The organism is Sporosarcina sp. USHLN248, assembly GCF_037144575.1.
GTDB lineage: Bacteria > Bacillota > Bacilli > Bacillales_A > Planococcaceae > Sporosarcina > Sporosarcina contaminans.
Map to the genome: position 1 here is coordinate 49231 of NZ_JBBCZC010000017.1, position 23826 is coordinate 73056.

Annotated in this window: 24 protein-coding genes and 1 riboswitch; of the genes, 15 read left to right on the forward strand and 9 right to left on the reverse strand. The window is 41.4% G+C overall.

The annotated features are described in order from the left end of the window. Positions 1-95: 95 nt before the first annotated feature. The 6 genes from WFH04_RS08850 to WFH04_RS08870 all read right to left on the reverse strand — a co-directional run bounded on the left by WFH04_RS08850 (position 96) and on the right by WFH04_RS08870 (position 5338). Entirely contained in the window at positions 96-221 is a 126-nt protein-coding gene (locus WFH04_RS08850) for a hypothetical protein (protein WP_336823689.1), read from the reverse strand. Between the two features lie 637 nt (positions 222-858). Further along, entirely contained in the window at positions 859-1764 is a 906-nt protein-coding gene (locus WFH04_RS08855; RefSeq protein ID WP_336823690.1) for a glycosyltransferase, read from the reverse strand. A gap of 22 nt (positions 1765-1786) precedes the next feature. Beyond that, positions 1787-2887 carry an O-antigen ligase family protein gene (locus tag WFH04_RS18365; protein WP_408020179.1) on the reverse strand — a complete coding sequence of 367 codons (1101 nt, stop codon included), beginning with the start codon at positions 2885-2887 and terminating at the stop codon, positions 1787-1789. A gap of 221 nt (positions 2888-3108) precedes the next feature. Then, positions 3109-3798: a YjjG family noncanonical pyrimidine nucleotidase gene (locus WFH04_RS08860; RefSeq protein WP_336823691.1), complete on the reverse strand. Its 690-nt coding sequence runs from the start codon at positions 3796-3798 to the stop codon at positions 3109-3111. Positions 3799-3827: 29 nt separating this feature from the next. Then, complete coding sequence (locus tag WFH04_RS08865) at positions 3828-4466, reverse strand: hypothetical protein (RefSeq protein ID WP_336823692.1); 639 nt, start codon at positions 4464-4466, stop codon at positions 3828-3830. A gap of 140 nt (positions 4467-4606) precedes the next feature. Continuing rightward, entirely contained in the window at positions 4607-5338 is a 732-nt protein-coding gene (locus WFH04_RS08870; RefSeq protein ID WP_336823693.1) for a hypothetical protein, read from the reverse strand. Positions 5339-5467: 129 nt separating this feature from the next. Between WFH04_RS08870 and WFH04_RS08875 the strand changes: the two genes are divergently transcribed. The 5 genes from WFH04_RS08875 to WFH04_RS08895 all read left to right on the forward strand — a co-directional run bounded on the left by WFH04_RS08875 (position 5468) and on the right by WFH04_RS08895 (position 10996). After that, positions 5468-6028, forward strand: coding sequence for a sigma-70 family RNA polymerase sigma factor (locus tag WFH04_RS08875; protein ID WP_336823694.1), 561 nt, complete (start codon positions 5468-5470; stop codon positions 6026-6028). Next, entirely contained in the window at positions 5985-7310 is a 1326-nt protein-coding gene (locus WFH04_RS08880; RefSeq protein WP_336823711.1) for a DUF4179 domain-containing protein, read from the forward strand. Before WFH04_RS08875 ends, WFH04_RS08880 begins: the two co-directional genes overlap by 44 nt. Before the next feature lie 164 nt (positions 7311-7474). Then, positions 7475-8953: a histidine ammonia-lyase gene (hutH, locus tag WFH04_RS08885; RefSeq protein ID WP_336823695.1), complete on the forward strand. Its 1479-nt coding sequence runs from the start codon at positions 7475-7477 to the stop codon at positions 8951-8953. A gap of 126 nt (positions 8954-9079) precedes the next feature. Then, positions 9080-9529, forward strand: coding sequence for a GNAT family N-acetyltransferase (locus WFH04_RS08890; RefSeq protein ID WP_336823696.1), 450 nt, complete (start codon positions 9080-9082; stop codon positions 9527-9529). 567 nt (positions 9530-10096) lie between these two features. Then, positions 10097-10996 carry a 5'-3' exonuclease gene (locus WFH04_RS08895; protein WP_336823697.1) on the forward strand — a complete coding sequence of 300 codons (900 nt, stop codon included), beginning with the start codon at positions 10097-10099 and terminating at the stop codon, positions 10994-10996. 185 nt (positions 10997-11181) lie between these two features. Here the strand turns inward: WFH04_RS08895 and WFH04_RS08900 are convergent, their stop codons facing one another. The 3 genes from WFH04_RS08900 to WFH04_RS08910 form a co-directional block, all read right to left on the reverse strand. Next, complete coding sequence (locus tag WFH04_RS08900) at positions 11182-11700, reverse strand: C39 family peptidase (RefSeq protein ID WP_336823698.1); 519 nt, start codon at positions 11698-11700, stop codon at positions 11182-11184. A gap of 15 nt (positions 11701-11715) precedes the next feature. Next, on the reverse strand, positions 11716-12177 hold the full coding sequence (locus WFH04_RS08905; RefSeq protein WP_336823699.1) for an STAS domain-containing protein: 462 nt from the start codon (positions 12175-12177) through the stop codon (positions 11716-11718). Positions 12178-12264: 87 nt separating this feature from the next. Continuing rightward, on the reverse strand, positions 12265-12582 hold the full coding sequence (locus tag WFH04_RS08910; RefSeq protein WP_336823700.1) for a thioredoxin family protein: 318 nt from the start codon (positions 12580-12582) through the stop codon (positions 12265-12267). A 233-nt stretch (positions 12583-12815) separates the two neighbouring features. Between WFH04_RS08910 and WFH04_RS08915 the strand changes: the two genes are divergently transcribed. From WFH04_RS08915 to WFH04_RS08960, 10 genes are all read left to right on the forward strand, one after another. Further along, complete coding sequence (locus WFH04_RS08915) at positions 12816-15200, forward strand: 3-hydroxyacyl-CoA dehydrogenase/enoyl-CoA hydratase family protein (protein WP_336823701.1); 2385 nt, start codon at positions 12816-12818, stop codon at positions 15198-15200. A gap of 30 nt (positions 15201-15230) precedes the next feature. Next, on the forward strand, positions 15231-16406 hold the full coding sequence (locus WFH04_RS08920) for an acetyl-CoA C-acetyltransferase (protein WP_336823702.1): 1176 nt from the start codon (positions 15231-15233) through the stop codon (positions 16404-16406). A gap of 875 nt (positions 16407-17281) precedes the next feature. After that, on the forward strand, positions 17282-19069 hold the full coding sequence (locus WFH04_RS08925; RefSeq protein WP_336823703.1) for an acyl-CoA dehydrogenase family protein: 1788 nt from the start codon (positions 17282-17284) through the stop codon (positions 19067-19069). A gap of 173 nt (positions 19070-19242) precedes the next feature. Further along, positions 19243-19602 carry an arsenate reductase family protein gene (locus WFH04_RS08930; protein ID WP_336823704.1) on the forward strand — a complete coding sequence of 120 codons (360 nt, stop codon included), beginning with the start codon at positions 19243-19245 and terminating at the stop codon, positions 19600-19602. A gap of 80 nt (positions 19603-19682) precedes the next feature. Next, complete coding sequence (gene gcvH / locus WFH04_RS08935; RefSeq protein WP_336823705.1) at positions 19683-20066, forward strand: glycine cleavage system protein GcvH; 384 nt, start codon at positions 19683-19685, stop codon at positions 20064-20066. 62 nt (positions 20067-20128) lie between these two features. Continuing rightward, the gene (locus WFH04_RS08940) at positions 20129-20473 is read left to right on the forward strand and encodes a toprim domain-containing protein (protein ID WP_336823706.1); all 345 of its coding nucleotides are present in this window, start codon (positions 20129-20131) and stop codon (positions 20471-20473) included. Positions 20474-20490: 17 nt separating this feature from the next. After that, complete coding sequence (locus tag WFH04_RS08945; protein WP_336823712.1) at positions 20491-20787, forward strand: thioredoxin family protein; 297 nt, start codon at positions 20491-20493, stop codon at positions 20785-20787. A 50-nt stretch (positions 20788-20837) separates the two neighbouring features. Further along, a riboswitch (SAM riboswitch) is annotated at positions 20838-20942 on the forward strand. A gap of 197 nt (positions 20943-21139) precedes the next feature. Further along, positions 21140-22165 carry a methionine ABC transporter ATP-binding protein gene (locus WFH04_RS08950; RefSeq protein ID WP_336823707.1) on the forward strand — a complete coding sequence of 342 codons (1026 nt, stop codon included), beginning with the start codon at positions 21140-21142 and terminating at the stop codon, positions 22163-22165. Further along, a complete protein-coding gene (locus tag WFH04_RS08955) occupies positions 22158-22826 on the forward strand; it encodes a methionine ABC transporter permease (protein ID WP_336823708.1) in 669 nt (222 codons plus the stop codon). Before WFH04_RS08950 ends, WFH04_RS08955 begins: the two co-directional genes overlap by 8 nt. A 49-nt stretch (positions 22827-22875) precedes the next feature. Beyond that, positions 22876-23712, forward strand: a complete 837-nt coding sequence (locus WFH04_RS08960) for a MetQ/NlpA family ABC transporter substrate-binding protein (RefSeq protein ID WP_336823709.1) — start codon at positions 22876-22878, stop codon at positions 23710-23712. Positions 23713-23826 lie beyond the last annotated feature (114 nt).

The window sequence follows — 23826 nt, forward strand, 5'->3', positions numbered from 1 at the left end:
CGTTATCCCGAAAACATGAGCAACTCAGGGCAAAGTTTTATCTCATTGAGTGGATATAGTGTACTTAATAATCAAATTAAGGTTACTAATTCGGCTTATGTTACATACACTCTTCTTCTTACAAAATTCCTCTTTCCGTTTTGCATAAAGTCAATGAGTATATACACAAGCAATAGAAAAAGTAATACACCGATAAAGGCTACGTCGTAAATTGTATTCAAACTACCTCTCCTCACTATTTAATCTCTAGCCCGACTGCTGCAATCATTTTCGTATTAATCGAACTGTTGTCCAAATTATTACATGATTGATGTATTACTATGACCATTATTTTTTATGCAGTATGCAAAAAGGAGTTTTAGTGATTTCAAGAAATCGCAAGACGTAGTAAAGAAACCGATAGTAAAAAGGTGGTTTTTTATATTTGGACGAAGGTTTGTTTTGTTCAATTTGAGTATACTCTGCCTCACATTTTCGACTAAAAGATGACCAGCTTCCAAAAAAAAATTAAGCATCTCGAATCGATACCTTATTTGGAAAAGTATGCTTTTATTCAAAGAGTTGGGATGCAAAGTATATGATATGGGTGGCCTAACCGATGATGAAAACATCCGCCGATTCAAAATGGGGTTCGGGTGAGAGGTTGTGCCAGTCTATTCCGGGTATGAAGCACAATCCTTGTATGGAAGTGTTCTATTAAAAGCATGTAATGTAAAAGTGAAATGGACGAAGGGAATTTTATAATCAGGTATTTAACGTAGATGAATCTAAATCAAGGGAAAATCAACACTTGATAGCTTATTTATATAGTCTGAACCCATCATCAGAATTAATGACGATGGGTTCTTTGTTTCAAGTTCATGGCTTACCCAATTCTATTATTTTTTGTAATATATTCGAACGGTCAATCACGTTGTCCCACAAGTAATATTCACGATTCAGATTGGAAATGAACTCATGTTTTTCTAATTGGCTATGATCAAAATGATTAATATTAAGTTTGAAAAAAGAACAGTTATTTTTTTGTTCAAACTGCCTGACCCACTCATAATCCGTCGTAATTACTTTTAATCCTAAAGCCAAATATTCAAGAAGCTTGGTGGAAGTTTGTATATTAAACGGATACCGATCCGGAATGAAATTAACGCCATATTCAGCTGTACTGGCAATTTGCGGAACCTCGTTATATCGTACCTTTCCAGTGAATGTAATGTCTTTATTATCCTTATAAGCAGTGTAGAGATCATCATCCGCAGGGCCAATTAATAATAGCTTGCCTTTCATTTTAGTAGTGAAGGCATGTAATAGCTGATCAATTTCCCTGCATTTTGAAATGGAACCGATATAAACAAAATCGAATTCTTTATTTTGCATTTCATTCTGTAGAAAGATACGGTCAATCCCCATATCTCGATAGCAGTACGGGATCGTATCTTTAAAATTGAAACCTGATTTAACATTGGCGTTTAAAAAGACCCGTAAGTTTGGCTTACGGTTTTTGAGTGTCTTAATTGTATTTTTTAAAACTGGAAATGTTCCCGTTGATAAGGAAGCATACTCATGTATAAGGATTTGGTCTGTTGCTTTTAATCCGCCAACCCCTTTAAATTCCCATAGTATATCATATTCATTCTGGTCAAAATCTCCGTTTAACTTTGATGAATCATAGGCGATGAACTCTTTTGTTTTATTAAAATATCGGATATAAGCTTCTATTTCGGGCAGAAACGCTTTTTCATTTCTAATGAACAGCATTTTCTTCATATAATACTCCCTTCGTAAGCTTCTATTCAGAAAACGATTTGTAGTTCGAAGCATTGCAAATACCTAAAAACAAAGTAAATAATAAAGAAGTTATGCCTAAACCACCTAAATTGATTGAAATGGAATTCGCGGAAATGCAAAGTAGAAATGCACTTTTCAGTACATATTGTGGAATATTATTTTTAGCTCCAATATAAAAAGCTTTTATTATGACGAAGCTGTACAGGAAGAATGTCGGGTAACCGTAAGTGATTATAAAATCTAAATACGCATTATGGGAGCTGCTAATAGAAGCACCTATGTTCTGTAATACTCCTGCAACAGATCCATGACCATACCCCCAAATCGGTTGTTCTTTTATGATATTAAATGAAAGCTCCCAAAGATAGTCTCGGGAACTGAGTCCATTATAAAATCTAAAATATCCTGTGTTTAAAAGAAAGGTTAGGGAAAGATAGCCGGCTATGCATAGTGCAACAAAGGAGAGTAGTGTTTTTTTGTTCCATTTCTTTTTATGGAAATAAAATACAAATACAACGATGAATAAACTAATCATTGCCGCCCTAGAACCGGAGAAATATAATGCTAAAAGGTTAATAAAAGCGAAGAGCCTGTATATACCCTTGTTGCTCATACACAAAATAAAACCGATCGCACATAGAGTTCCAAAATAGTTGGGATCAAAGAAAATGGATGATACTCTTGGATAATGCGTTGGACTATAGCCTAAAAAGTTTCCTTTCATTCCTATGATAATGCCGATTGCCGAAAAAAAAGTGATCAGTGAGCTTAGCTTTCTCGCCTTTTGATCAAGATTATTTAACAGAGTTGGTAACAATAAAAAAAATATATAAAAGGTGAAAATGATCAATAAGACGCTAAATAGACTGTGATAGGTTACCAAACCAACTGTAAGTGATGAAAGAAGTGTGGATAGAAGCATGGAGCTTGATAAAACGAAAATTATATTATTGTTCCTCAAGGCTTTAAGATAAAACGGAATGTTTGATTCCGTTGTTCCAAGAATTATGATGATTACTCCCAATATAAAAATGGACAAGATCATTGCTTGGTAGGCATGTCTATAAATTGTATATTCGTAGGAAAGAAAACCTATGAACATTAATAGAGAAAATAGTATTCCGATTAGTTGTTGTCTACTGAATGTCAACACCAATGATCCACCTTTTTATTGTGTTTATACATTCTATTAGACAGTATTGTTATTTATACGCTGAGAGTGGTACATCGCTATGCGTCAATGTTTCGTTTGCTCATACAAAATCCCTATTTGTCCATGCCAATGTACAAATAGGGATTTTGTATGTTCTGCTATTTATTTGCTCAAGCCTCGAGTTTCCCAAAGCTAAATTCCTTCCAATCATGAATCTCGTATGTCGGTTTCGCAGCGCTCTTATTTTCTTTCCGTTTTGGGTTGTACCAACACGTATCAATGCCGAAGTTGTTGCCGCCTAAAATATCGGAGGATAACGAGTCGCCGATCATGAGGACGCGGGACTTGTCCGTCACTTGTAATTGCTTGAATACGTACTCAAAAATTTCTGCGGAAGGCTTTTGAACACCTGCTTCTTCTGATGTAATGATTGCCTCAAATGTGTTATTCAGTGCTGAACCGCTAATTCTTGAATATTGAACGTCTTTGAAGCCATTCGTGACAATCGCTAATCTGAAATCCGAAAGACTACTCAGCATTTCCTCGACGCCATCAATTACATGGATCTCCTTGCCTAAATGATCAAGATATGTTTGGCCGAATGCTTCCGCGTCATCCTCAAGGCTATGCATCTCAAACAAACGTTTAAATCGTTCCGTTTTCAACTCTCCCAATGTGATGCGGCCGTGCTCTAAATCGTCCCATAGCACATCGCTAATCGCTCGATAGCTCTCTCGAAAATCACTTAAGCCATTTGGATAACCAATGGAGCTAAAGGAAAGTGAAAATGCATTTTTTTCACTCTCGCTAAAATCCATTAACGTATCGTCTAAGTCAAATAAAAATAGATCATATTTCATGTAGAGTGCCTCCATTCTTTAGATGCAGTTCATGATAACGTAGGGAAAGTAATGACGAGACGGCCATCGATGTTCATTATTTCTACGATTGCATGATCAAATAGATAAGGGGTATCGTTATGATCTTGAGGCTTGATGGTCTCGTACATATTTTTTACCGATAAAACCGGAAATGTCACTGGTATGTAGCGCCCATTATGATAGGCTTTCATATTGCCCATTAAAAATAATTCTTTGCTTGATGCTGCAAAACTTAAATGGCCCATCTCTTTATTTCCAAACATTAATTTTACATCTTGCAGCAATGAAATGATACATAAAACGAAATCATTCATAACTTCGGGAGACAGTTTTTCAAAACCTATCTCGGAAAGCAATGCGTTAAAGTCATTCCGAATTTCCTTAAAGGAAAATAAATGATAAATCTTTCGATTGCCTCTTTGATTAAGATTGTCGATTATTTGTTTACAATCCTCAAAAAATGCTTGAACTTGCCCCGTTGTATTTTCTCTATGGACGATAAAATTTCCAAGTTCCTTCATGACTCTATTATTTTCCGTATATTTTCTTGCGAATGATAAAAAGCCAAAAACGTCTTTTTCATCAAATCGTCTTTCAGCAAACTTATTGTAATAGAAGTTAAATAGCTGTCTTTCCTTATTATCCATAGTTTCACTCCTCATATAGCGGAAGCTAATGATAGCATGCGCATCTGTTCAATTCTTTATCATAACACGTCCAGCCTCCCAAAATAAAATGACCGCCGGCAAATGACGAATATTTGCCGGCAGTGAAAGACATTTTTTCATTAAAAACAAGTGAACTGATCAATTCGATTCAAATCTATACCGAAATATTCCCATCTTCTTCGACTTGGTCTCCAGCGGTAGCCTGCTACTGAGGTGCGACCAACGAAAACTGGGAAGAACCAGAATCCGCTATGTCTAGATGTCCATACAAAAGTGTATCGGAACAGGCATCCACGGATGGCCCCTGGATCGACAGCGAAGGTTTGGAATGCAGGGTATTCCGGTGTGAAATTTGGTGGCGGCGCTGTTGGAGCTTGTTGTACTCCCTGACCCGGAAATCCGCCCGGGCTGCCCGGTACTTGTGGAGAACCTATAGGTGGAAACCCTTGGCCTGGCGGGAAGTTAGGACCTCCCTGACCCGGAAAAAATCCTGGCCCACCAGGAAAACCCGGTCCCCCTGGAAATCCTGATCCCCCTGGGAAACCTGGTCCTCCTGGGAATCCCGAACCTCCGGGAAATCCAAACGATCCACCTTGGCCAGATGGGAAGTTAGGATCAAAAGGAAGAACGGCCTGAGATGTCGGCGAGTACGGCATATCATAGGTCGAGTTCATACCAGCGTACATCATTTCTTGACCATAACCTTCCATTCCGTAATTAGGCATAGCGCCCGGCATCCATTCATTCATTCCGTAGTTTACCATTGTTTTTTCCTCTCCTTCATAACCTTCTGGCAATTTTGGATACCAAAACTCTTCTTCATCTTGATTGTTTGCAAACATACTCGACATTTTTCCTCCCCTTTCGCATTCTCCATATCCTATGTGACAATAACGTAAATGGGTTGGACTCTTGGGGTATAAAAACTTTTTTTGTGCCGGCGAGTCTAATAGATAGAGGGACCAATTGGAGGTGGGGAATTGACGGACATAGAACTTGCGAAAAAGGCGATCAAAGGAGATGATGAAGCGTTTTTGCGATTGCTTTCCGAGCATAAGGAAGCTCTTTACCGAACGGCACTATCCTATTTGAAAAATGAAGAAGATGCATTGGATGCCGTACAAGAAGTAACGATGCGGTCCTATGACAAAATAAAAACGTTGCGAATGCCAGAATATGCAAAAACATGGCTTATCCGAATTATGATGAACCATTGCCGTGATGTACTAAATAAGAAGAAACGTTATGTGCTTGATGCAAATGCAGGTAAATTAGAAGGAATAAGCGATGATTTTACATATCTTGAAATCGAAGAGGCGCTTAGCCGACTGTCTGAGAAGGAACGGCAATTGATTCATTTGAAATATTTGCATGATATTAAAATAAAAGATATAGCAGATATGACGTCAACACCGGAAGGAACTGTGAAAACGAGGCTATATAAGGCGGTTAAATCATTGCGGACGTTTTTTGAAGGAAAGGAGGAGAAAGAACTTGATGGAAGAGGAAAGAAAACTGAAGAAATGGAAAGCGGAAATTGAGAAGGCAGCCCTACCCGAAGAACGGTTGGAAGCTGCTATTCAGAACGGGTTTGAACATGCAAAAACGAATAGAAGAAAGAAATGGCGGGTTGTTAAGCGCAGCGTTTTCTCTACAGTTTCAGCTGCAATTCTGATTCTCGCTTTTGCAGCCTTAATACGCGTATCGCCTGCGTTCGCAAATGCAATTGCTTCATTTCCAGGTATGGAGCGGATTGTTGAAATGATTCAGGACAATAAAGGACTGCAAATGGCGATTGAAAATGATCATTTCCAAGTAATCGACTCAACCGATTCGACAGAAAATGTGGAAGTGACATTGAAAGGGATCATTACTGATGAATCGAGCCTTGTTGCATTTATTGAAATAAAATACAAAACAAATGAACAAATAGATTTTGTTTCCGATTATCGGATATTGGATGTTGATGGAAAAGATGCTGTCAATGTAAAGAACTCATCCAGTAGCTATCACGATGAAGATGGAGCAGATCTAACAAGCATAGTGGAAATCGAATTTAACGAACCATTGCCAATGGAGCAATTGATGCTGGAAGTTCAGTTTGCAAACGACACGGACAGATCCAAAATTACAGAAACTGTTCGCTTGCCATTCCAAGTGCAACTGCAGCCTGTGAAGAAAGAACAAATGAAGATCAATGAAACGACCATCGTGGAAGGGCAAGCAATTAAGATCAACAGCATCACAGTCGGTCCAATTAAAACAGCAGTAGAAGTTGAGTACGCTCCTGAAAATACGAAAAAAATATTTGGTTTTGAAGATCTACGAATTGTAGATGAAAATGGAGAAGAATGGACGTCCATCAAAAACGGCATTTCCGCGAGGTATGTAGAAGATCCATATAAAGTAATCTATTATTTACAAAGCAATTATTTTCAAAGCAGTGATGAACTGTATTTGGAATTTAACAAGCTAATGGCTTTAGAGAAAGACGAAGCATTTATCGTTATTCATACCGAAACTGAAGATATTCTACAGCAGCCAAAGGATAAACGATTCAGCAATGTAAAGATGCATGGGTCTTCTTTTATGGAAGTCGAATTACAAGGTGGAAAGGATTACTACCATGATCCATTTTCCACATTTTATGACGCCGAAGGGAAAGAGCTTCGTTCAAAATCGGGTTCTTTTTCAAGGGTAAATGATAAAAAAGTTACAATCGGAGTCGAATTACCGAATGAGGACTTTGCGAATCCTTTGGAGTTCCCTCTACATGCCTATCCAACGTATATAAAAGGAGATGTCCGTGTGAAAATCAAATAGTAAAAAATCCATGGCAATCACCATGGATTTTTTATTGCATCAATACACTAAAACAACAGCACATTACCATAGAACAAACTTTCGCAAAAGTCAACAAAATTAATTTATTTTCGTGTACGATAGGAATAAGGGAACGAAATTAATTTGGCGAAAGGGTGTTTGAAATGGTTGAACTAACTGGGGATTCATTGACGTTAAAGCAAATGGAAGAGATTTTATATAATGATGACAAGATCACCTTGAATAGCGATGCGTTGGCACGGGTGAAGAAGAGCCGTGAAGCAGTCGAGAATATCGTTCAAAATGATCGAACTGTTTATGGCATTAATACGGGCTTCGGCAAATTCAGTGATGTGAAAATCGATGAAAAGGATACGAAAGCTTTGCAACTACATTTGATCCGTTCGCATGCTTGTGGAGTAGGAGAGCCTTTTCCTGAAGTCGTTTCTAGAGCGATGGTCGTCCTCAGGCTCAACGCGTTAATGAAAGGCTTTTCGGGCATTAGGGCTGACGTGCTGGAGCGCTTTGCGTATATGGTGAATCACAAAATTCATCCTGTCATTCCTCAACAAGGCTCTCTTGGCGCATCAGGTGATCTTGCACCGCTCTCCCATTTGGCGCTCGTTTTAGTAGGGGAAGGATTCGTTTGGAAAGATGGCAAGCCAATTTCTGCTAAAGATGTTTGGAGAGAACATGGACTAAGTCCGATCGTTCTTGAAGCGAAGGAAGGGCTTGCGTTAATTAACGGAACACAAGCGATGACTGCTCAAGGCGTCGTCAATTATTTAGAAGCAGAAAAGTTGGCATATGACAGTGAATGGATTGCTGCGATGACGATGGAATCGCTAAAGGGTATAACAGATGCTTTTCATCCCGCTATCCATGAAGCGCGCGGCTATGCTGAACAGATCAGTGTTGCGGAAAGGATGTTGGAATGGCTGAAGGGGAGCGGTTTAACGACAAAACAAGGCGAACTGCGTGTGCAAGACGCATATTCCATTCGGTGCATCCCTCAAGTCCATGGCGCAACTTTTCAAGTTCTATCGTATGTAAAAGAGAAATTGGAAATTGAAATGAATGCCGCAACGGATAATCCGCTCATTTTTGATGATGGGGAGATCGTTGTTTCAGGAGGAAATTTCCATGGCCAGCCAATTGCCTTTGCAATGGATTTCCTGAAAATCGGTATGGCTGAGCTTGCGAATATATCCGAACGACGCATTGAGCGGCTTGTCAATCCGCAATTAAACGAAGGCTTACCGCCATTTCTCAGCTCAGAGCCCGGATTACAGTCGGGCGCGATGATTTTGCAATATTCCGCTGCAAGCCTCGTTTCGGAAAATAAAACATTGGCGCATCCAGCATCTGTTGACTCCATTCCATCTTCGGGCAATCAGGAAGATCATGTGTCGATGGGCACGATCGGTTCAAGGCATGCTTATCAAATTATTAAAAATGTCCGTAACGTCCTTGCCATTGAAGCATTATGCGCAATGACAGCATGCATGTATCGAAATGTTGAAAACATGGCCCCACGTACAAGAGAAAAGCTTGAAGCGTTAAGGGATATCGTATCGCCGATCGATCAAGATCGAATTTTCGCAGCGGATATTCAGAAAATCGAACAGTTTTTGTGCATATGATTAAAAGGCCGGGTTAGCGACTCTGCCTTTCAGGTGATAATTATAGAATTGGGTCACTATAATCAGAAAACGGTGTTCTTATTTCAAAACAGTTTACTTATCTATACACAGAGGGGTGAAGTTGTAGTGAACTTTCGAAAAGCTACGATTAATGACGTACCAGCAATCGTAAATCTTCTTGCCGATGATGAATTAGGTTCTCAACGCGAGCGTAACGAAACTCCATTGCCACAATCGTATTATGAGGCGTTTGAAGCAATTGAGGCACAAACCGGAAATCAAATCATCTTAGCTATTGACGGTGATTCTGTGATTGGCTGCCTGCAGCTCACAATGATTCCCGGATTAGCCAGACAAGGCATGAAACGAGCGCAAATTGAAGGAGTTCGTGTTGCTCAAAATTACCGTGGAAAAAAGGTAGGAGAAGCGTTGTTTCAAGAAGCAATCGCGATTGCAAAATCTGAAAAATGTGGAATGGTTCAATTAACAACTGACAAAAAACGTCAGGATGCCCATCGCTTTTATGATCGCTTAGGCTTTGTCGCGAGCCATGAAGGCATGAAATTACTATTATAATCCATAGGTTTCTTTAGAAGTTTCGGTTTAGAGCGATCGAAGAGGATCGGGTCCTAATGAGGTTTTTAGGACCCGCTTATTTAATGTTCGTATTTCTTAAATCATAGCTGCAGCTTTCCACGTTTAATAATATTCATCTGTAACAATTCCTCTCCCCCTTTGATTGGCGGCAGTTGGTTATCATCTGAAAGTAGTTTTGATAATAATCAATTGCATCGATGCGTCCAATTTGTTCAATCAATGCATGAAGCATGCTATCATTAGAGTGTTATATAAAACTTGTATAGACAGACGCACTGCCAACCTCGAATGGTTATTTTCAATATGGCATTTTTGTGTCGTGGACTATGAGCGTTGGCTCTATGAGTGTTCCGGATCCGACAACTAACAATAGAAGCATCGCGACAATCCGCTTTTTTAGCAGACTTGCATTTTTGTGATGCTTGATAAATTGTAGGCTAATATACTGATCTTTTGGGCAGTTTAGTACTTATCCCTCTTTCACGAACTTTACCTATTTCAACAAAAATGGAAAAGCAAACTATACTATTTTAGGAGATGAAAGCAATGACGGGCGAACAAAAGCCTCATATTTTACTAGTAGATGGCATGGCGCTATTATTCAGATCATTTTTTGCCACTTCAGCGATGGGCCATTATTTTCCGAACGATAAAGGAGTTCCGACGAATGGTGTACAAGGTTTCGTGCGTCATGCTATGACAGCCGTTTCAATTTTCAAACCGACACATATGGCAGTTTGTTGGGATATGGGCGCCCATACTTTCAGAAATGATTTATACGACGGCTATAAAGCAAATCGCCCAGAACCGGCTCCGGAGCTTGTGCCGCAATTCGATATGGCGAGGGAAGTTTCGGAATGGGTCGGTTGGAAAAATTACGGAGTGGAAGGCATGGAAGCCGATGATTTGATCGGATCGTTTATTTGTGAATGGGAAGGGCGTGCCGATATTACTGTCGTCACAGGCGATAAAGATTTATTGCAGCTATTGCGACCAGGCGTCCGCATCGCACTTATGAAAAAAGGTTATACAGTTTACGACATTTATACCGAAGAGCGCTTCGTGGAGGAATATGAAATCGAACCGATCCGTTTTGTCGATACAAAGGCTTTTACAGGCGATCCGAGCGATGGCTATCCTGGCGTTAAAGGAATCGGTCCGAAAACAGCTTTGAAATTGATTAAAGAGTATGGAACGGTTGATGGTGTCGTAAATGCACTGGATGAGCTGACGCCCGGCATGCGCAAAAAGATTGAAACCGATATGGAAATGCTTATGCTATCGAGGGAATTAGCCCAAATCCATTGTGAGCTGTCATTCGGAGATCCAATCGAAGAATTGGCAGTGCCGATTTTCGGTGAGTCATTAAGAGAAAAATTAGAGCAAGAAGGCTATCGCATGATCATTAGGCAAATGGACTCCTTATTCCTATCGCCACAGCATTGAAATACAAAGTAATGTACGAAATGAAAAACACCAAAGACTCTTATATTAGAAGATTATTTACGACTCCGTACTACGTTTTCAGGGTCTTGCCGGCTATTGGTGATTTTTCTTTATTAGTCGAGAAAGAACTTTTAGCACCAATGCAATAGAAGAAAACGGTCGATCAGAAAACCGCTGCTTGAAATTTAAAAAGCAGCGGTTTTCTTCATTTTTACGAAAGAAAGGATTTTCTTGTTCTGCTCATAAGATACTTTACGCAATTGGCTTGTCCGATTGCGGCCGCCATTATCATGTATAAGTAGAATGAGATCATTTCCGTGTTTCTCATAGCCGACGATCGGCACCCAGTGATAATCAAAAGTAAATTTTCCTAACCAATGAAACGTGAACCATTTATCGAATTTGGCGGCAACTGGTCTTCCTTCATCTATTTCCAACAGGACATCTTCAATTCCGCAAGATTCTATGTTCCAGCCCGCCCCTAATAGCTTTCTTAAATTGCGGATCATTCGATATTTGCTTAAGCCAATTTTGGTTCCGCCTAAGCTGCGATATAGTTTGTTAATGGAAAGGTGAGGCTCGGCTTCTGATAAATGGCGAAGGATGACAAAGGCAGTGACAGGCCCACATGCAGAAGCACGGAACTTGGCTTCAATATCTTCATCGAATTGCGATTTGCCAATGAATCCTTTTATTGTTTTCATCATGTTTGCCCCTATCTACTTTTTAAGTGAACGGCCTTCTTCCTTTAACAACACTTTCAAGGCGGCGCGGAACGTTCCGTATGTTTCAAAATCCATATGGATGCCAGCGAGTACTATTTTACGGACGATTTGCGGGTTGAAGCCTACTAAGATGGGACGGATATCCATCAGCTTCAATGTGTTGTTCAGTAGTCCTAACTCGATTGCCATTTGATCAAATTCCGCATGATCCTTTTCATCCAAATCTGCGCCTGAAAAATCAAATATTGCACAATTGACATCGGGATGTTTACTTATGTATTCATGCACTTTTGTCCGGATCAATTCAAAACGCTCACCTCCGCTATATCCGACAATTGGAACTAAAATCGTATGATTGACAATAGAAGAAATGATCGGAACGGATGTTTCTCGTATTGTTTGTTCTAAACAAGCAATCCTTCCTTTTAACCTTTCAATCTCTTTTTCGTAATCCATAGGACCACCTCAATATAATAAATTCGTTAAATCTATTATAATGAATAAAAAAAGCAACGGCAAAGTTTGTCATGCCGCTGCTAGCAATTATTTCACTTCTTCAAGAAAATCTTCTACTTGATCTGGCGTTTTTGCATTTGCGCTATGCAAATGAGCTTTCTTTTCCCCGTTTTGGAAAACAAGCAAGCTTGGAATACCCATCACTTCATATTTTTCAGCGATTTCAGGCAACACGTCGCGATCAACGTCGTACCATGTGAACGTATTATATTTTTCGACGATAGGATCAATGAACATGTCCATCCGTTTGCAATCAGGACACCAGCCGGCTTGGAACTTAATGAGTGCTTTGTCGTCTTTGTTAATAATTTCATTGAATTGCTCTGCAGTAGTAATTGATTTCATCCTATATCATCTCCTTCACTGTTCAGTTTACAATCTTTTCATCGTACGAGGAAATGAAATGCCCACGATATCGACAAAAGGCTGATAACAATAATTTTTCGAATAAATATAGAATTAAATATTGCGAAAAGGGGATAAATGGTCTAAACTATGACTATAGATTGCGTTTCTATTTTTTTTACTTATGAAATGAATGAGCATTCATTCAAAAGAAGAAAGGGAGGCTCGCTAACGTGACATATCAAATTAAAAAAGCAGCAGTAATCGGCTCTGGTGTCATGGGCTCAGGGATCGCGGCTCATTTGGCGAATATCGGTATTCCGGTATTGTTGCTGGATATTGTTCCGAACAAATTGACAGAAGAGGAAGAAGCGAAAGGACTAACGTTAGAGGATACGAAAATCCGCAATAAGTTCGCTGCTACTGCACTGGAAAAATTATTGAAACAAAAACCTGCACCTTTGGCGACGAAGAAAAATCTATCACTCATTGAAATTGGCAACTTAGAGGATGATGTAGATAGATTGAAAGACGTTGATTGGATCATCGAAGTAGTGGTTGAAAACTTAGATGTGAAAAAAGGGCTGTACGAAAAAATAGATGCGGTAAGAAGTCCGCAAACGATTGTTACATCGAATACATCTGGGATTAGCATTGAGGCGATGGCGGAAGGGCGATCGGAAGACTTCCAAAAGCATTTCCTTGGCACGCATTTCTTCAATCCGCCACGCTACCTGAAATTATTGGAAGTCATTCCAAACAAGAAAACAGATCCGGCAGTGCTTGATTTCATGTTGCAGTTTGGAGAGGACAAATTAGGAAAAGGCGTTGTCATTGCGAAAGACACTCCGAACTTTATTGCGAACCGGATCGGAACGTACGGCTTGCTTATTACGTTGCGAGAAATGGAGAAGCGAGGCTATTCAATCGGAGAAGTCGATTCGGTTACAGGTACATTGATTGGCCGCCCGAAATCTGCAACATTCCGAACATTAGATGTCGTCGGTCTGGATACATTCATGCATGTCGCGAAAAATGCTTTTGATAAAACAGAGGGCGAAGAGCAGAAAGTATTTGAATTGCCGCCTTTCATGAAGAAAATGATTGACAATGGCTGGTTAGGTGCAAAAACAAAACAAGGTTTCTATTTAAAGAAAGATAGAGAAATTCTTGAATTGGATCTTGAGACGTTTGAATACGTACCGACGAAGAAATTGAAAACGCCTTCAATTGAAATGGCGAAGCAACAAAAAGGGCTTGCAAACAAAGTGAAATCGCTCGTATACGCGAACGACCGTACAGGCGAAATATTATGGAATGTTCTTTCGCCGACATTACGCTATTCTGCCCAATTGACTGGTGAAATTGCCGATGACATCGTTGCGATTGACAATGCGATGAAATGGGGCTTTGGCTGGCAGCAAGGTCCATTCGAAATTTGGGATGCGATTGGCGTTGCGAAATCCGTCGAGAAGATGAAAGAGGAAGGCTCACAAATTCCTGCATTCGTAGAAACGATGCTATCAAAGGGCATCGAATCGTTTTATAGAGAGGAAGATGGGGATCTTCTCTACTACGATGGGGAAGGGTATCGACCAGTACCAGTGAACGAAAAAGCGATTGATTTGAAGCGCTACAAAAAGAAACATGGCGTCATTAAAAAGAATTCGGGTGCAAGTTTGATCGATCTTGGAGATGGCATCGCATTGTTGGAATTCCATTCACAGTCAAATGCGATTGGTCCTGATGTCATTCAAATGATCAACTTTGCAATTGACGAAGTTGAGAAAAATTACAAAGGTCTTGTCATTGGTAACCAAGGCAAGAACTTCTGCGTAGGGGCAAACCTTGGCATGATTTTAATGGAGGCCCAAGACGATAATATTTTCGAGCTTGATTTCATCGTCCGCTCATTCCAAAACGCTATGATGAAAATCAAGTATAGCCGTAAACCGGTCGTTGCTGCACCATTCCAAATGGCGTTGGGCGGTGGAGCGGAAGTTTGCTTGCCAGCAGCGCATATCCAAGCATCCATGGAAACATATATAGGTCTTGTTGAAGCAGGAGTTGGCCTAATCCCTGGCGGCGGTGGAAACGTCAACCTCTATTCAAAGCATTTGAAAGGGTTACCGAACGGTGTTCAAGTAGACTATCAATACGTCGCGAACAAAGTATTTGAAACAATTGCAATGGCAAAAGTATCGACATCTGCTGAAGAAGCGCGTGAAAACAACTTCCTTGATTTTGCAGATGGCATTAGCGTAAATCCGGATCACTTAATTTATGATGCGAAACAGGCGGCATTGGCATTGTATGAAGGTGGATATACACCTCCGAAGAAAGAGAAGATTCCGGTGACTGGAGATTCCGGCTATGCAACGATGCTCTTAGGTGCTGAAGGCATGTACTTGTCTGGTTACATTAGCGACCATGATTTGAAAATCGCGAAGAAATTAGCGTATGTATTATCTGGTGGCAAAGTGCCATATGGAACTTTAGTCGATGAGCAATACATGTTGGACCTTGAGCGTGAAGCGTTCTTGAGCCTCGTAGCTGAACCGAAATCACAACAGCGCATGCAGCATATGTTGCTCAAAGGGAAACCGTTGCGCAACTGATTAGCGTCAAAGTAAAAAGGAGGAAGTCGAATGCGTGAAGCAGTAATTGTAGCCGGTGCAAGAACGCCGGTCGGAAAAGCGGGCAGAGGTTCACTTGCGACTGTCCGTCCCGATGATATGGGAGCCTTGGTTATCAAGGAAACTTTAAAGAGGGCAAATGGTTATGATGGACCGATAGATGATTTAATTATGGGCTGTGCAATGCCTGAAGCTGAGCAAGGGATGAATATTGCACGCAATATCGGCGCTTTGGCAGGATTGCCAGATACGACGCCTGCAATTACAGTGAACCGTTTCTGTTCATCTGGATTGCAATCGATTGCCTATGCAGCAGAACGCATTATGTTAGGTCATTCTGAAGCGATTATCGCTGGCGGCGTTGAATCGATGAGCATGGTGCCGATGATGGGCAATACGATCCGTCCAAACTTCAAATTGGCGGAAACAGCACCACAATATTATATGGGCATGGGGCATACTGCTGAACAAGTTGCGATGAAGTATGACGTGAGCCGTGAAGACCAAGACGCATTTGCTGTAAGATCGCATGAACGAGCGGCGGCAGCGATTGCAGAGGGGAAATTTAAAGATGAAATCGTGCCGGTTGAAGTTGTTAAGCGATTCGTCGACGACAGCGGCAAATATCAAGAAAAGACTTTTATGTTCGAAATGGATGAAGGTGTCCGTCACGGAACAACAATGGAAGTGTTGGCGAAGCTGCGTCCAGCATTTTCAGTAAAAGGCTCTGTTACAGCAGGGAACGCTTCGCAAACTTCAGACGGTGCAGCATCCGTGCTAGTAATGGATCGCGAAGTGGCTGAAGGAAAAGGCTTGAAGCCAATCGCCAAATTCCGTTCCTTTGCGGTAGGCGGAGTGCCCCCTGAAGTAATGGGAATCGGACCGATTGAAGCAGTTCCGAAAGCACTTAAATTAGCGGGGCTTTCCATTGACGATATTGACCTTTGGGAATTGAACGAAGCATTCGCTTCCCAATCATTGCAAGTCGTCCGCCATTTAGGCTTGGATATGGATAAAGTAAACGTCAACGGCGGCGCAATCGCCCTTGGCCACCCACTAGGCGCAACCGGATCTGTCCTGACATTGAAATTAATGAACGAACTAAAACGCCAAGGCAAACAATTCGGCGTCGTCACAATGTGCATCGGTGGCGGAATGGGAGCAGCCGGAGTATTTGAAATGGTATAACAAAAGCGGAGGCGACCGGTTAGCTCCGACAGGCACTGGAAGAAAAGAGCCTAAGGCGCTTTTTGCCTTAGACTCTTTTCTGAAGTGACCCGAGGAGCTGGTCGCCGGAGTCTGGATGATAACAAAAGCGGAGAGGGGCGTTTAGCTCCGACAGGCGTTGGCCGACTAAGAGCGCCGCGTCCTGCGGCAAAGTCGGCACTAATACGTCCTGTATGTCGGAAGATAGGAAACTAAGGCGCTTTTTGCCTTAGCTTCCTATCTGAAACGACCCGAGGAGCTGCCCCTCGGAGTCTGGATGATAACAAAAGCGGAGAGGGGCGTTTAGCTCCGACAGGCGTTGGCCGACTAAGAGCGCCGCGTCCTGCGGCAACGTCGGCACTAATACGTCCTGTATGTCGGAAGATAGGAAACTAAGGCGCTTTTTGCCTTAGCTTCCTATCTGAAACGACCCGAGGAGCTGCCGTCCGGAGTCTGGATGTGACTAAAGCGTAGGGCGGCTGCTCAACCCCGACAGGCACTGGAAGGATTGGACTTAGGGCGCTCTTTGCCCTAAATCCAATCCTGAAGTGACCGAGGGGTTGCCGCCCGGAGTCTGGATGGAAACAAAAGCGAAGCCCGTCACGCAGAACGGGCTTTGCGAGTAAAAGCGCAGCGTTAGGAGCACATAAAAGCCCTGCCTGTCACATCGAACAAAAGCAATGTGTAGAGTGCACATAAATACAAGAGCAGCACATCTTTATCTAAAACCATTCCTGCAAAACGCATTTACTTGAACAATAATCAACGATCTTGGGTGCCAGTCATTACATTTATGTACGCTAAATTAAATAAGTGTAAGTGGCTGCCTCTCATAAAATATTAAGGAGGAATTTCAAATGGCTGAAACAAAAACGACTGACTTAATTCGTGGTGGAGCATTTTTAATTGAAGACATTGAACCTGAACGTGTCTTTACGCCAGAGGATTTTACAGATGAGCATAAAATGATTGCAAAAACGACAGAGGACTATGTAAAAAATGAAGTTGCTCCCGTTATTGAAAACTTGGAAAACCATGAATTTGAACACTCTGTAAGACTATTGAAAACTGCAGGAGAATTAGGTCTGCTTGGCGCGGATGTTCCTGAAGAATACGATGGCTTGGGCCTTGACAAAATTTCATCTGCACTAATCGCAGAGAAGATGTCAGTAGCTGGCGGGTTTTCCATTACGCATGGTGCACACGTTGGAATCGGTACATTGCCGATCGTTCTTTTCGGAAATGAAGAGCAAAAGAAGAAGTACCTTCCAAACTCCGTAACGGGTGAAAAAATTTCTGCCTACGCATTGACTGAGCCAGGTTCCGGATCGGATGCTTTAGGCGCGAAAACGACTGCAAAATTAAATGAGGCAGGAACGCATTACATTTTGAATGGTGAAAAACAGTGGATTACAAACGCTGGTTTTGCAGATGTATTCGTTGTCTACGCAAAAATTGACGGCGATAAATTCTCTGCGTTCATCGTTGAAAAAGATTTCCCTGGCGTATCTGTCGGCGCGGAAGAGAAGAAAATGGGTATTAAATCCTCTTCTACACGTACATTGATTCTTGAAGATGCCGAAGTGCCTGTTGAAAACCTATTAGGAGAAATCGGTCGAGGACATGTAATTGCGTTTAACATTCTTAATATCGGGCGCTATAAATTAGGCGTAGGCACAATCGGAGGCTCAAAACGTGCTCTTGAATTAGCGATCACGTATGCAAATCAGCGCCAGCAGTTCAAAACGCCAATTTCTTCATTTAATTTAACGAAAGAAAAGCTTGCGACAATGGCATCGAAATTGTACGCAACTGAAAGTTTAATTTACCGTACAGTCGGTTATTTTGAAGAGCGCAATAGCCAAATGACGCCTGAAGAGCAAAAAGACGGTAAAGCTGTTGCAGCTTCGATTGCGGAGTATGCAATCGAATGCTCCATTAACAAAGTTGTTGGATCTGAAGTGCTTGACTACATTGTTGATGAGGCTGTTCAACTGCATGGCGGATACGGCTTTATGCAAGAGTATGAAGTAGAGCGTATTTACCGCGATTCACGCATAAATAGAATTTTTGAAGGTACAAATGAAATTAACCGGTTGATCGTGCCTGGCACATTCTTGAAAAAAGCGATGAAAGGCGAACTGCCATTGCTTGAAAAAGCACAAGGCTTGCAAGAAGAATTGCTTATGATGATGCCAGAAGAAATTGGCGACGAGCCTTTGGCACAAGAGAAAGTGTTAGTGAAAAACGCGAAGAAAATCGGTTTGTTGGCAGCTGGAATGGCTGCGCAACGCTTCGGAACGAAGCTTGAACAAGAGCAAGAAGTGCTTGTGAATATCGCGGATATCGCGAACAATATTTTCGCAATGGAATCTGCACTATTGCGTACGGAAAAAGCAGTGGCGAAAAATGGCGCTGATAAAGAACAACAAAAGATCTTATATACTGAAATCTTCTGTCAGGAAGCATTCGAAGCAATCGAAAAGGATGCAAAAGAAACATTGCTTGCTTCAGTGGAAGGAGACAATCAGCGCATGATGTTGTCAGCACTGCGCAAGCTAACTCGTTCGAATCCTTACAATATCATTGCGAAGAAACGTGAAGCAGCTGCAAAATTGATTGAAGCGGAAAAATATATCCTTTAATATCGAGCTGTTGAAGTCTACCATTTCGTTATGTAGTTTTGATTGCATGGGTCTTACTCATGAACTGTACGTAAAAACATCGTAATTGAATTGCCACATATGCCGCTCGGGTATGCTTGTATACCTGGGTGGCTTTTCTGTTATAATGGGGCTAAATGGAGGTGTTGAGAAGTATGGCATTGACGTACTATGGCTACAATAAATGCGGCACGTGCAGAAAAGCTAAAAAATGGCTTGAAGACAAAGGCATCGAATTCAAGGAAATCGATATTACACAAAATCCGCCAACAGCAGCTGAACTTGAAAAAATCATAAAAGCCTCCAATTTGGAGCTCAAGAAATTTTTCAATGTGAGCGGCATGAAATACCGTGAGCTGAACTTGAAGGACAAGTTGCCTGCAATGACGGACGAAGAGAAGATAAAACTGCTTTCTTCAGACGGCATGCTACTGAAAAGACCGCTTCTTACAGATGGTGAAAAAGTGACGGTAGGCTTTAAAGAAGAGCAGTTCGAGGAAGTATGGGGGAAGTGAATAACTCCCTTGTCTTTAAGATGGAATTATGTCAGAATTAAATAGAATCAATAAATGTAGAGTGATGGAGGGGTTATGGGATGAGCACACCTAAAAATTTGCGTTTTTCTGCAGAACACGAATGGGTAAAAGATGAAAGCGGTAAATATCGAATTGGTATTACACATTTTGCTCAATCTGAATTGGGGGATATCGTTTTCGTTGAACTACCTCAAGTCGGTGATGAAGTGAAAGTGGATGAGCCTTTTGGCAGTGTTGAATCTGTAAAAACTGTTTCTGAACTTTATGCTCCAATTAGCGGTAAAGTCATTGAAGTGAACGAAGAGTTGGAAGATAGCCCTGAATTGGTTAATGAATCTCCATATGAAGGTGCATGGATGATCGTCGTTGAAGCAACAGATGAGTCAGAATTGGATGCGCTAATGTCTGCTGAAGAGTATGACAAAATGACTGTTGGTGAATAATCATACGTGAAAGCGCCGGTGAAAACTGGGGCTTTTCGTTTTTCTTCGGGAGGGAGCATGTCATGAAGGCAGAAAAGCTCTTAATTGTTGAAGGTTTATCCGACAAAAAGAGAATCCAGAAGGTGTTGTCAGAGCAAGTTGCCATCATTTGCACGAATGGAACGGTCAGCTCGTATCGCATGGAAGAGCTTTTATATCCATTTGAAGGATATGATCTCTATGTTTTCATGGATGCAGATGACTCCGGCGATAAGCTTAGACAGTTATTCATCCGAGAATATCCCGAAGCGATCCATCTCTATACGGAGCGCCTTTATGGACAGGTGGAGAAAACCCCTTTGCGCAAAATAGCAGAAATTTTGTTAAGAGCAGATTTCAAAGTGCATCCCGAATTTCTTTTATATTGAGGGTGGTTAAGTTGGGAATCGAAAATTGGACGAGAGAACAATGGGAAAACAGTAAGGAAAAACCTTTATCGGTCTATTATTTATATACGCCATTATGCGGCACATGTGCGGTAGCTTCCAAAATGTTGGAGGTCATTTCTGTCATGAAGCCTGATTTGCCGATTGGGAAAGCCGACATGAATTACGTGCAAGATTTGGCGGTCGATTACCAAATAGAAAGCGTCCCTTGCCTGCTAATCCAAAAGAACGGTAAAATCACCCATAAAATCTACGCATTTCAATCAATCCCGTATCTTCTTGAAAAGTTAAGTTGACTTCTAAACTGTAATTATGATATAAATGTATTTAACAATTCAATACGTCACTCTTATAAAGAGAGGTGGAGGGAAGTGCCCTATGAAGCCCGGCAACCGTCATGAATGTGAAATGGTGCCAAGTCACGCAAAGCTTTTGCTTTGGAAGATGAGAGATTGGACAAATGTTTATAGTACTATAACATATTGAACCTTTCTGCTTGTCTGCAGGAAGGTTTTTTATTTTTGAAGAAAAACCTCATTTATGGGAGTTTTACTTTATAAGATAAAAAGGTTTCATTTATGTTAATTATAAATGAAGGAAAGTGCTGGCGTTTGCACGTTCGGATGATCAGAAATATGAGGTGGGAAAATGATTCAATTATCTAAAGTGGAAAAAAGGTTCGGTTCCAAAGAAAACGGCATAGCTGCTGTGGACGGCGTGTCCTTTACGATAACGGAAGGTGAAATTTTCGGGATTATCGGCTATAGCGGAGCAGGAAAGAGTACATTGATCCGCTTGTTGAATGGACTTGATATGCCGACTTCGGGGAGCATCAAGATTGGAAAGCGGGAAATTACTGCAATGAAAGGTCAAGAGCTGCGTAAAGCCCGTCAGAAAATTAGTATGGTCTTCCAGCATTTCAACTTGCTCTGGTCAAGAACCGTAAAGGAAAACATCGCCTTTCCACTGGAAATAGCAGGTGTGAAAAAGGCGGAGCGTGACAGAAAGGTTTCCGAGCTAATCGATTTAGTCGGCTTGGCCGGAAGGGAAAATGCGTATCCATCACAATTATCGGGCGGGCAAAAGCAACGGGTAGGAATTGCACGCGCATTGGCGAACGATCCTGAAGTTCTTCTATGCGATGAAGCAACGTCAGCTCTCGATCCAGAAACAACGGATTCGATTTTAGAATTATTGACGAGCATCAATGAACGGTTAGGATTGACAATTGTCCTCATTACACACGAGATGCACGTAATTCGGAAAATTTGTCATCGGGTAGCTGTAATGGAAGCAGGAAAAGTAGTAGAAATCGGACAAGTATTAGATGTTTTCCAGTCACCGCAAGCGCCTGTTACGAAACGATTTGTTTCGCAAGTGACGGAGCCTGCTGGGACAAATGAGGCACTTGGCAATTTGAAAAAGGACTATTCCGAAGGCACAATCATCAAGCTATTCTTTATCGGAGAGCGAACAGAACAGCCAGTGTTGGCTAACTTGATTCGTAAATACGATGTTGAAGTGAATATTGTGCAAGGAAATATTTCGCAAACGAAAGGCGGAGCTTACGGAACGCTATTGCTCCAGCTTGTAGGGGAGAAAGCGGAAATGGATGAGGCAATTGCCTATCTTCATGAACAAGGTGTAAAAACAGAGGTGATAGGCAATGAATGAATCTTTATTTGTTAATATTGATTGGGAAAAAATGTGGAAGGCGACCGTCGAAACATTATATATGACGGGTGTATCAACTTTATTTACTTTCATTTTCGGATTAGCACTCGGCATTCTGTTGTTTTTATCGGGCCCAGGGCAACTTTGGCAAAATCGGATTGTCAACATATTCACGGGAGCCATTGTTAATATTTTTCGTTCAATTCCGTTTATCATACTCATAATTTTACTGATCCCGTTTACTACGTTACTCGTCGGTTCAATGCGTGGGCCGGAAGCTGCTCTACCTGCTCTCGTAATCGGTGCTGCTCCGTTTTATGCTCGGATGGTGTTAATCGGATTGCAAGAAATTGATAAAGGTGTTATTGAAGCTGCGAGATCGATGGGTGCGAAAACAAAAACGATCATTTTTAAGGTGTTATTGCCTGAATCATTGCCTGCTTTGCTTTCGGGCATTACAGTTACGGCAATTGCGTTAGTCGGTTATACTGCGATGGCTGGTGTGATCGGAGCAGGCGGATTAGGGAACTTGGCATACTATGAAGGCTTCCAAAGAAGCCGGAGCGATGTCATGCTTGTTGCTACTGTCATTATTTTAATTATTGTATTTGCAATCCAGTTCATTGGAGACCTATCTGTGAAGAAAGTGGACAAACGTTAATAACAGGATATGCCTGTTTATTATATAAATATTGTAGGGGGTACTTATTATGAAGAAAATCAGTTCGCTATTCATTCTGCTTGCTCTTATCCTCGCGCTATCAGCATGCGGAACGAAAGATAAAGGCGATAATGCAAGTGGCGGCAACGAAGAGCAAAAAACGATTAAAGTTGGTGCGTCCAATACACCTCACTCCATTATTTTAGAAAAAGCAACGCCTTTAATGGAGGAAAAAGGGTACAAGTTGGAAATTGAGCCTTATCAAGACTATATTTTACCGAATAAAGATTTGGAATCTGGCATTATCGATGCAAATTACTTCCAGCATATCCCTTACTTCGAAGGGCAAATCGCTGATTTCGGATACGACTTTGTAAATGCGGGTGCCATCCATATTGAACCGATCGGCATTTATTCGAAAAAATACGATTCCTTGGATGATTTACCGGATGGCGCGACAATCCTAATTAGCAACTCTGTAGCTGACCACGGACGCGTGCTTGCAATGCTTGAAGAAAACGGTTTGATTACGCTTGCGGATGGCGTCGAAAAAGTAAAAGCTGAAATAAGCGACATTGTCGACAATCCAAAAAACTTAAAGTTCGAGCCTGATTACGAAGCAGCAATGATGCCGCAATTGTATAAAAACAATGAGGGCGATGCATTGCTCATCAACTCCAACTATGCGATTGACGCTGGCTTGAACCCATTGGAAGATGCGATTGCACTTGAAGCGACAGATTCACCTTACGTCAACATCATCGCAGTGCGTGCAGGCGACGAGGACAAAGAAGCGGTCAAAGCGCTCGTAGAAGTATTGAAATCAAAAGAGATTCAAGACTTTATCTTGGAAGAGTGGAACGGTTCAGTCGTTCCAGCAAAATAATGATAAAGGGGCTGTCCAATAAGTCCCTAAAATAGAACAGGTGGCGAAAAACGAATCGTTTTTCGCCACCTGTTCTTGTATTTTTCTCATTCAATACTGAAAGTAGCTCGCGGA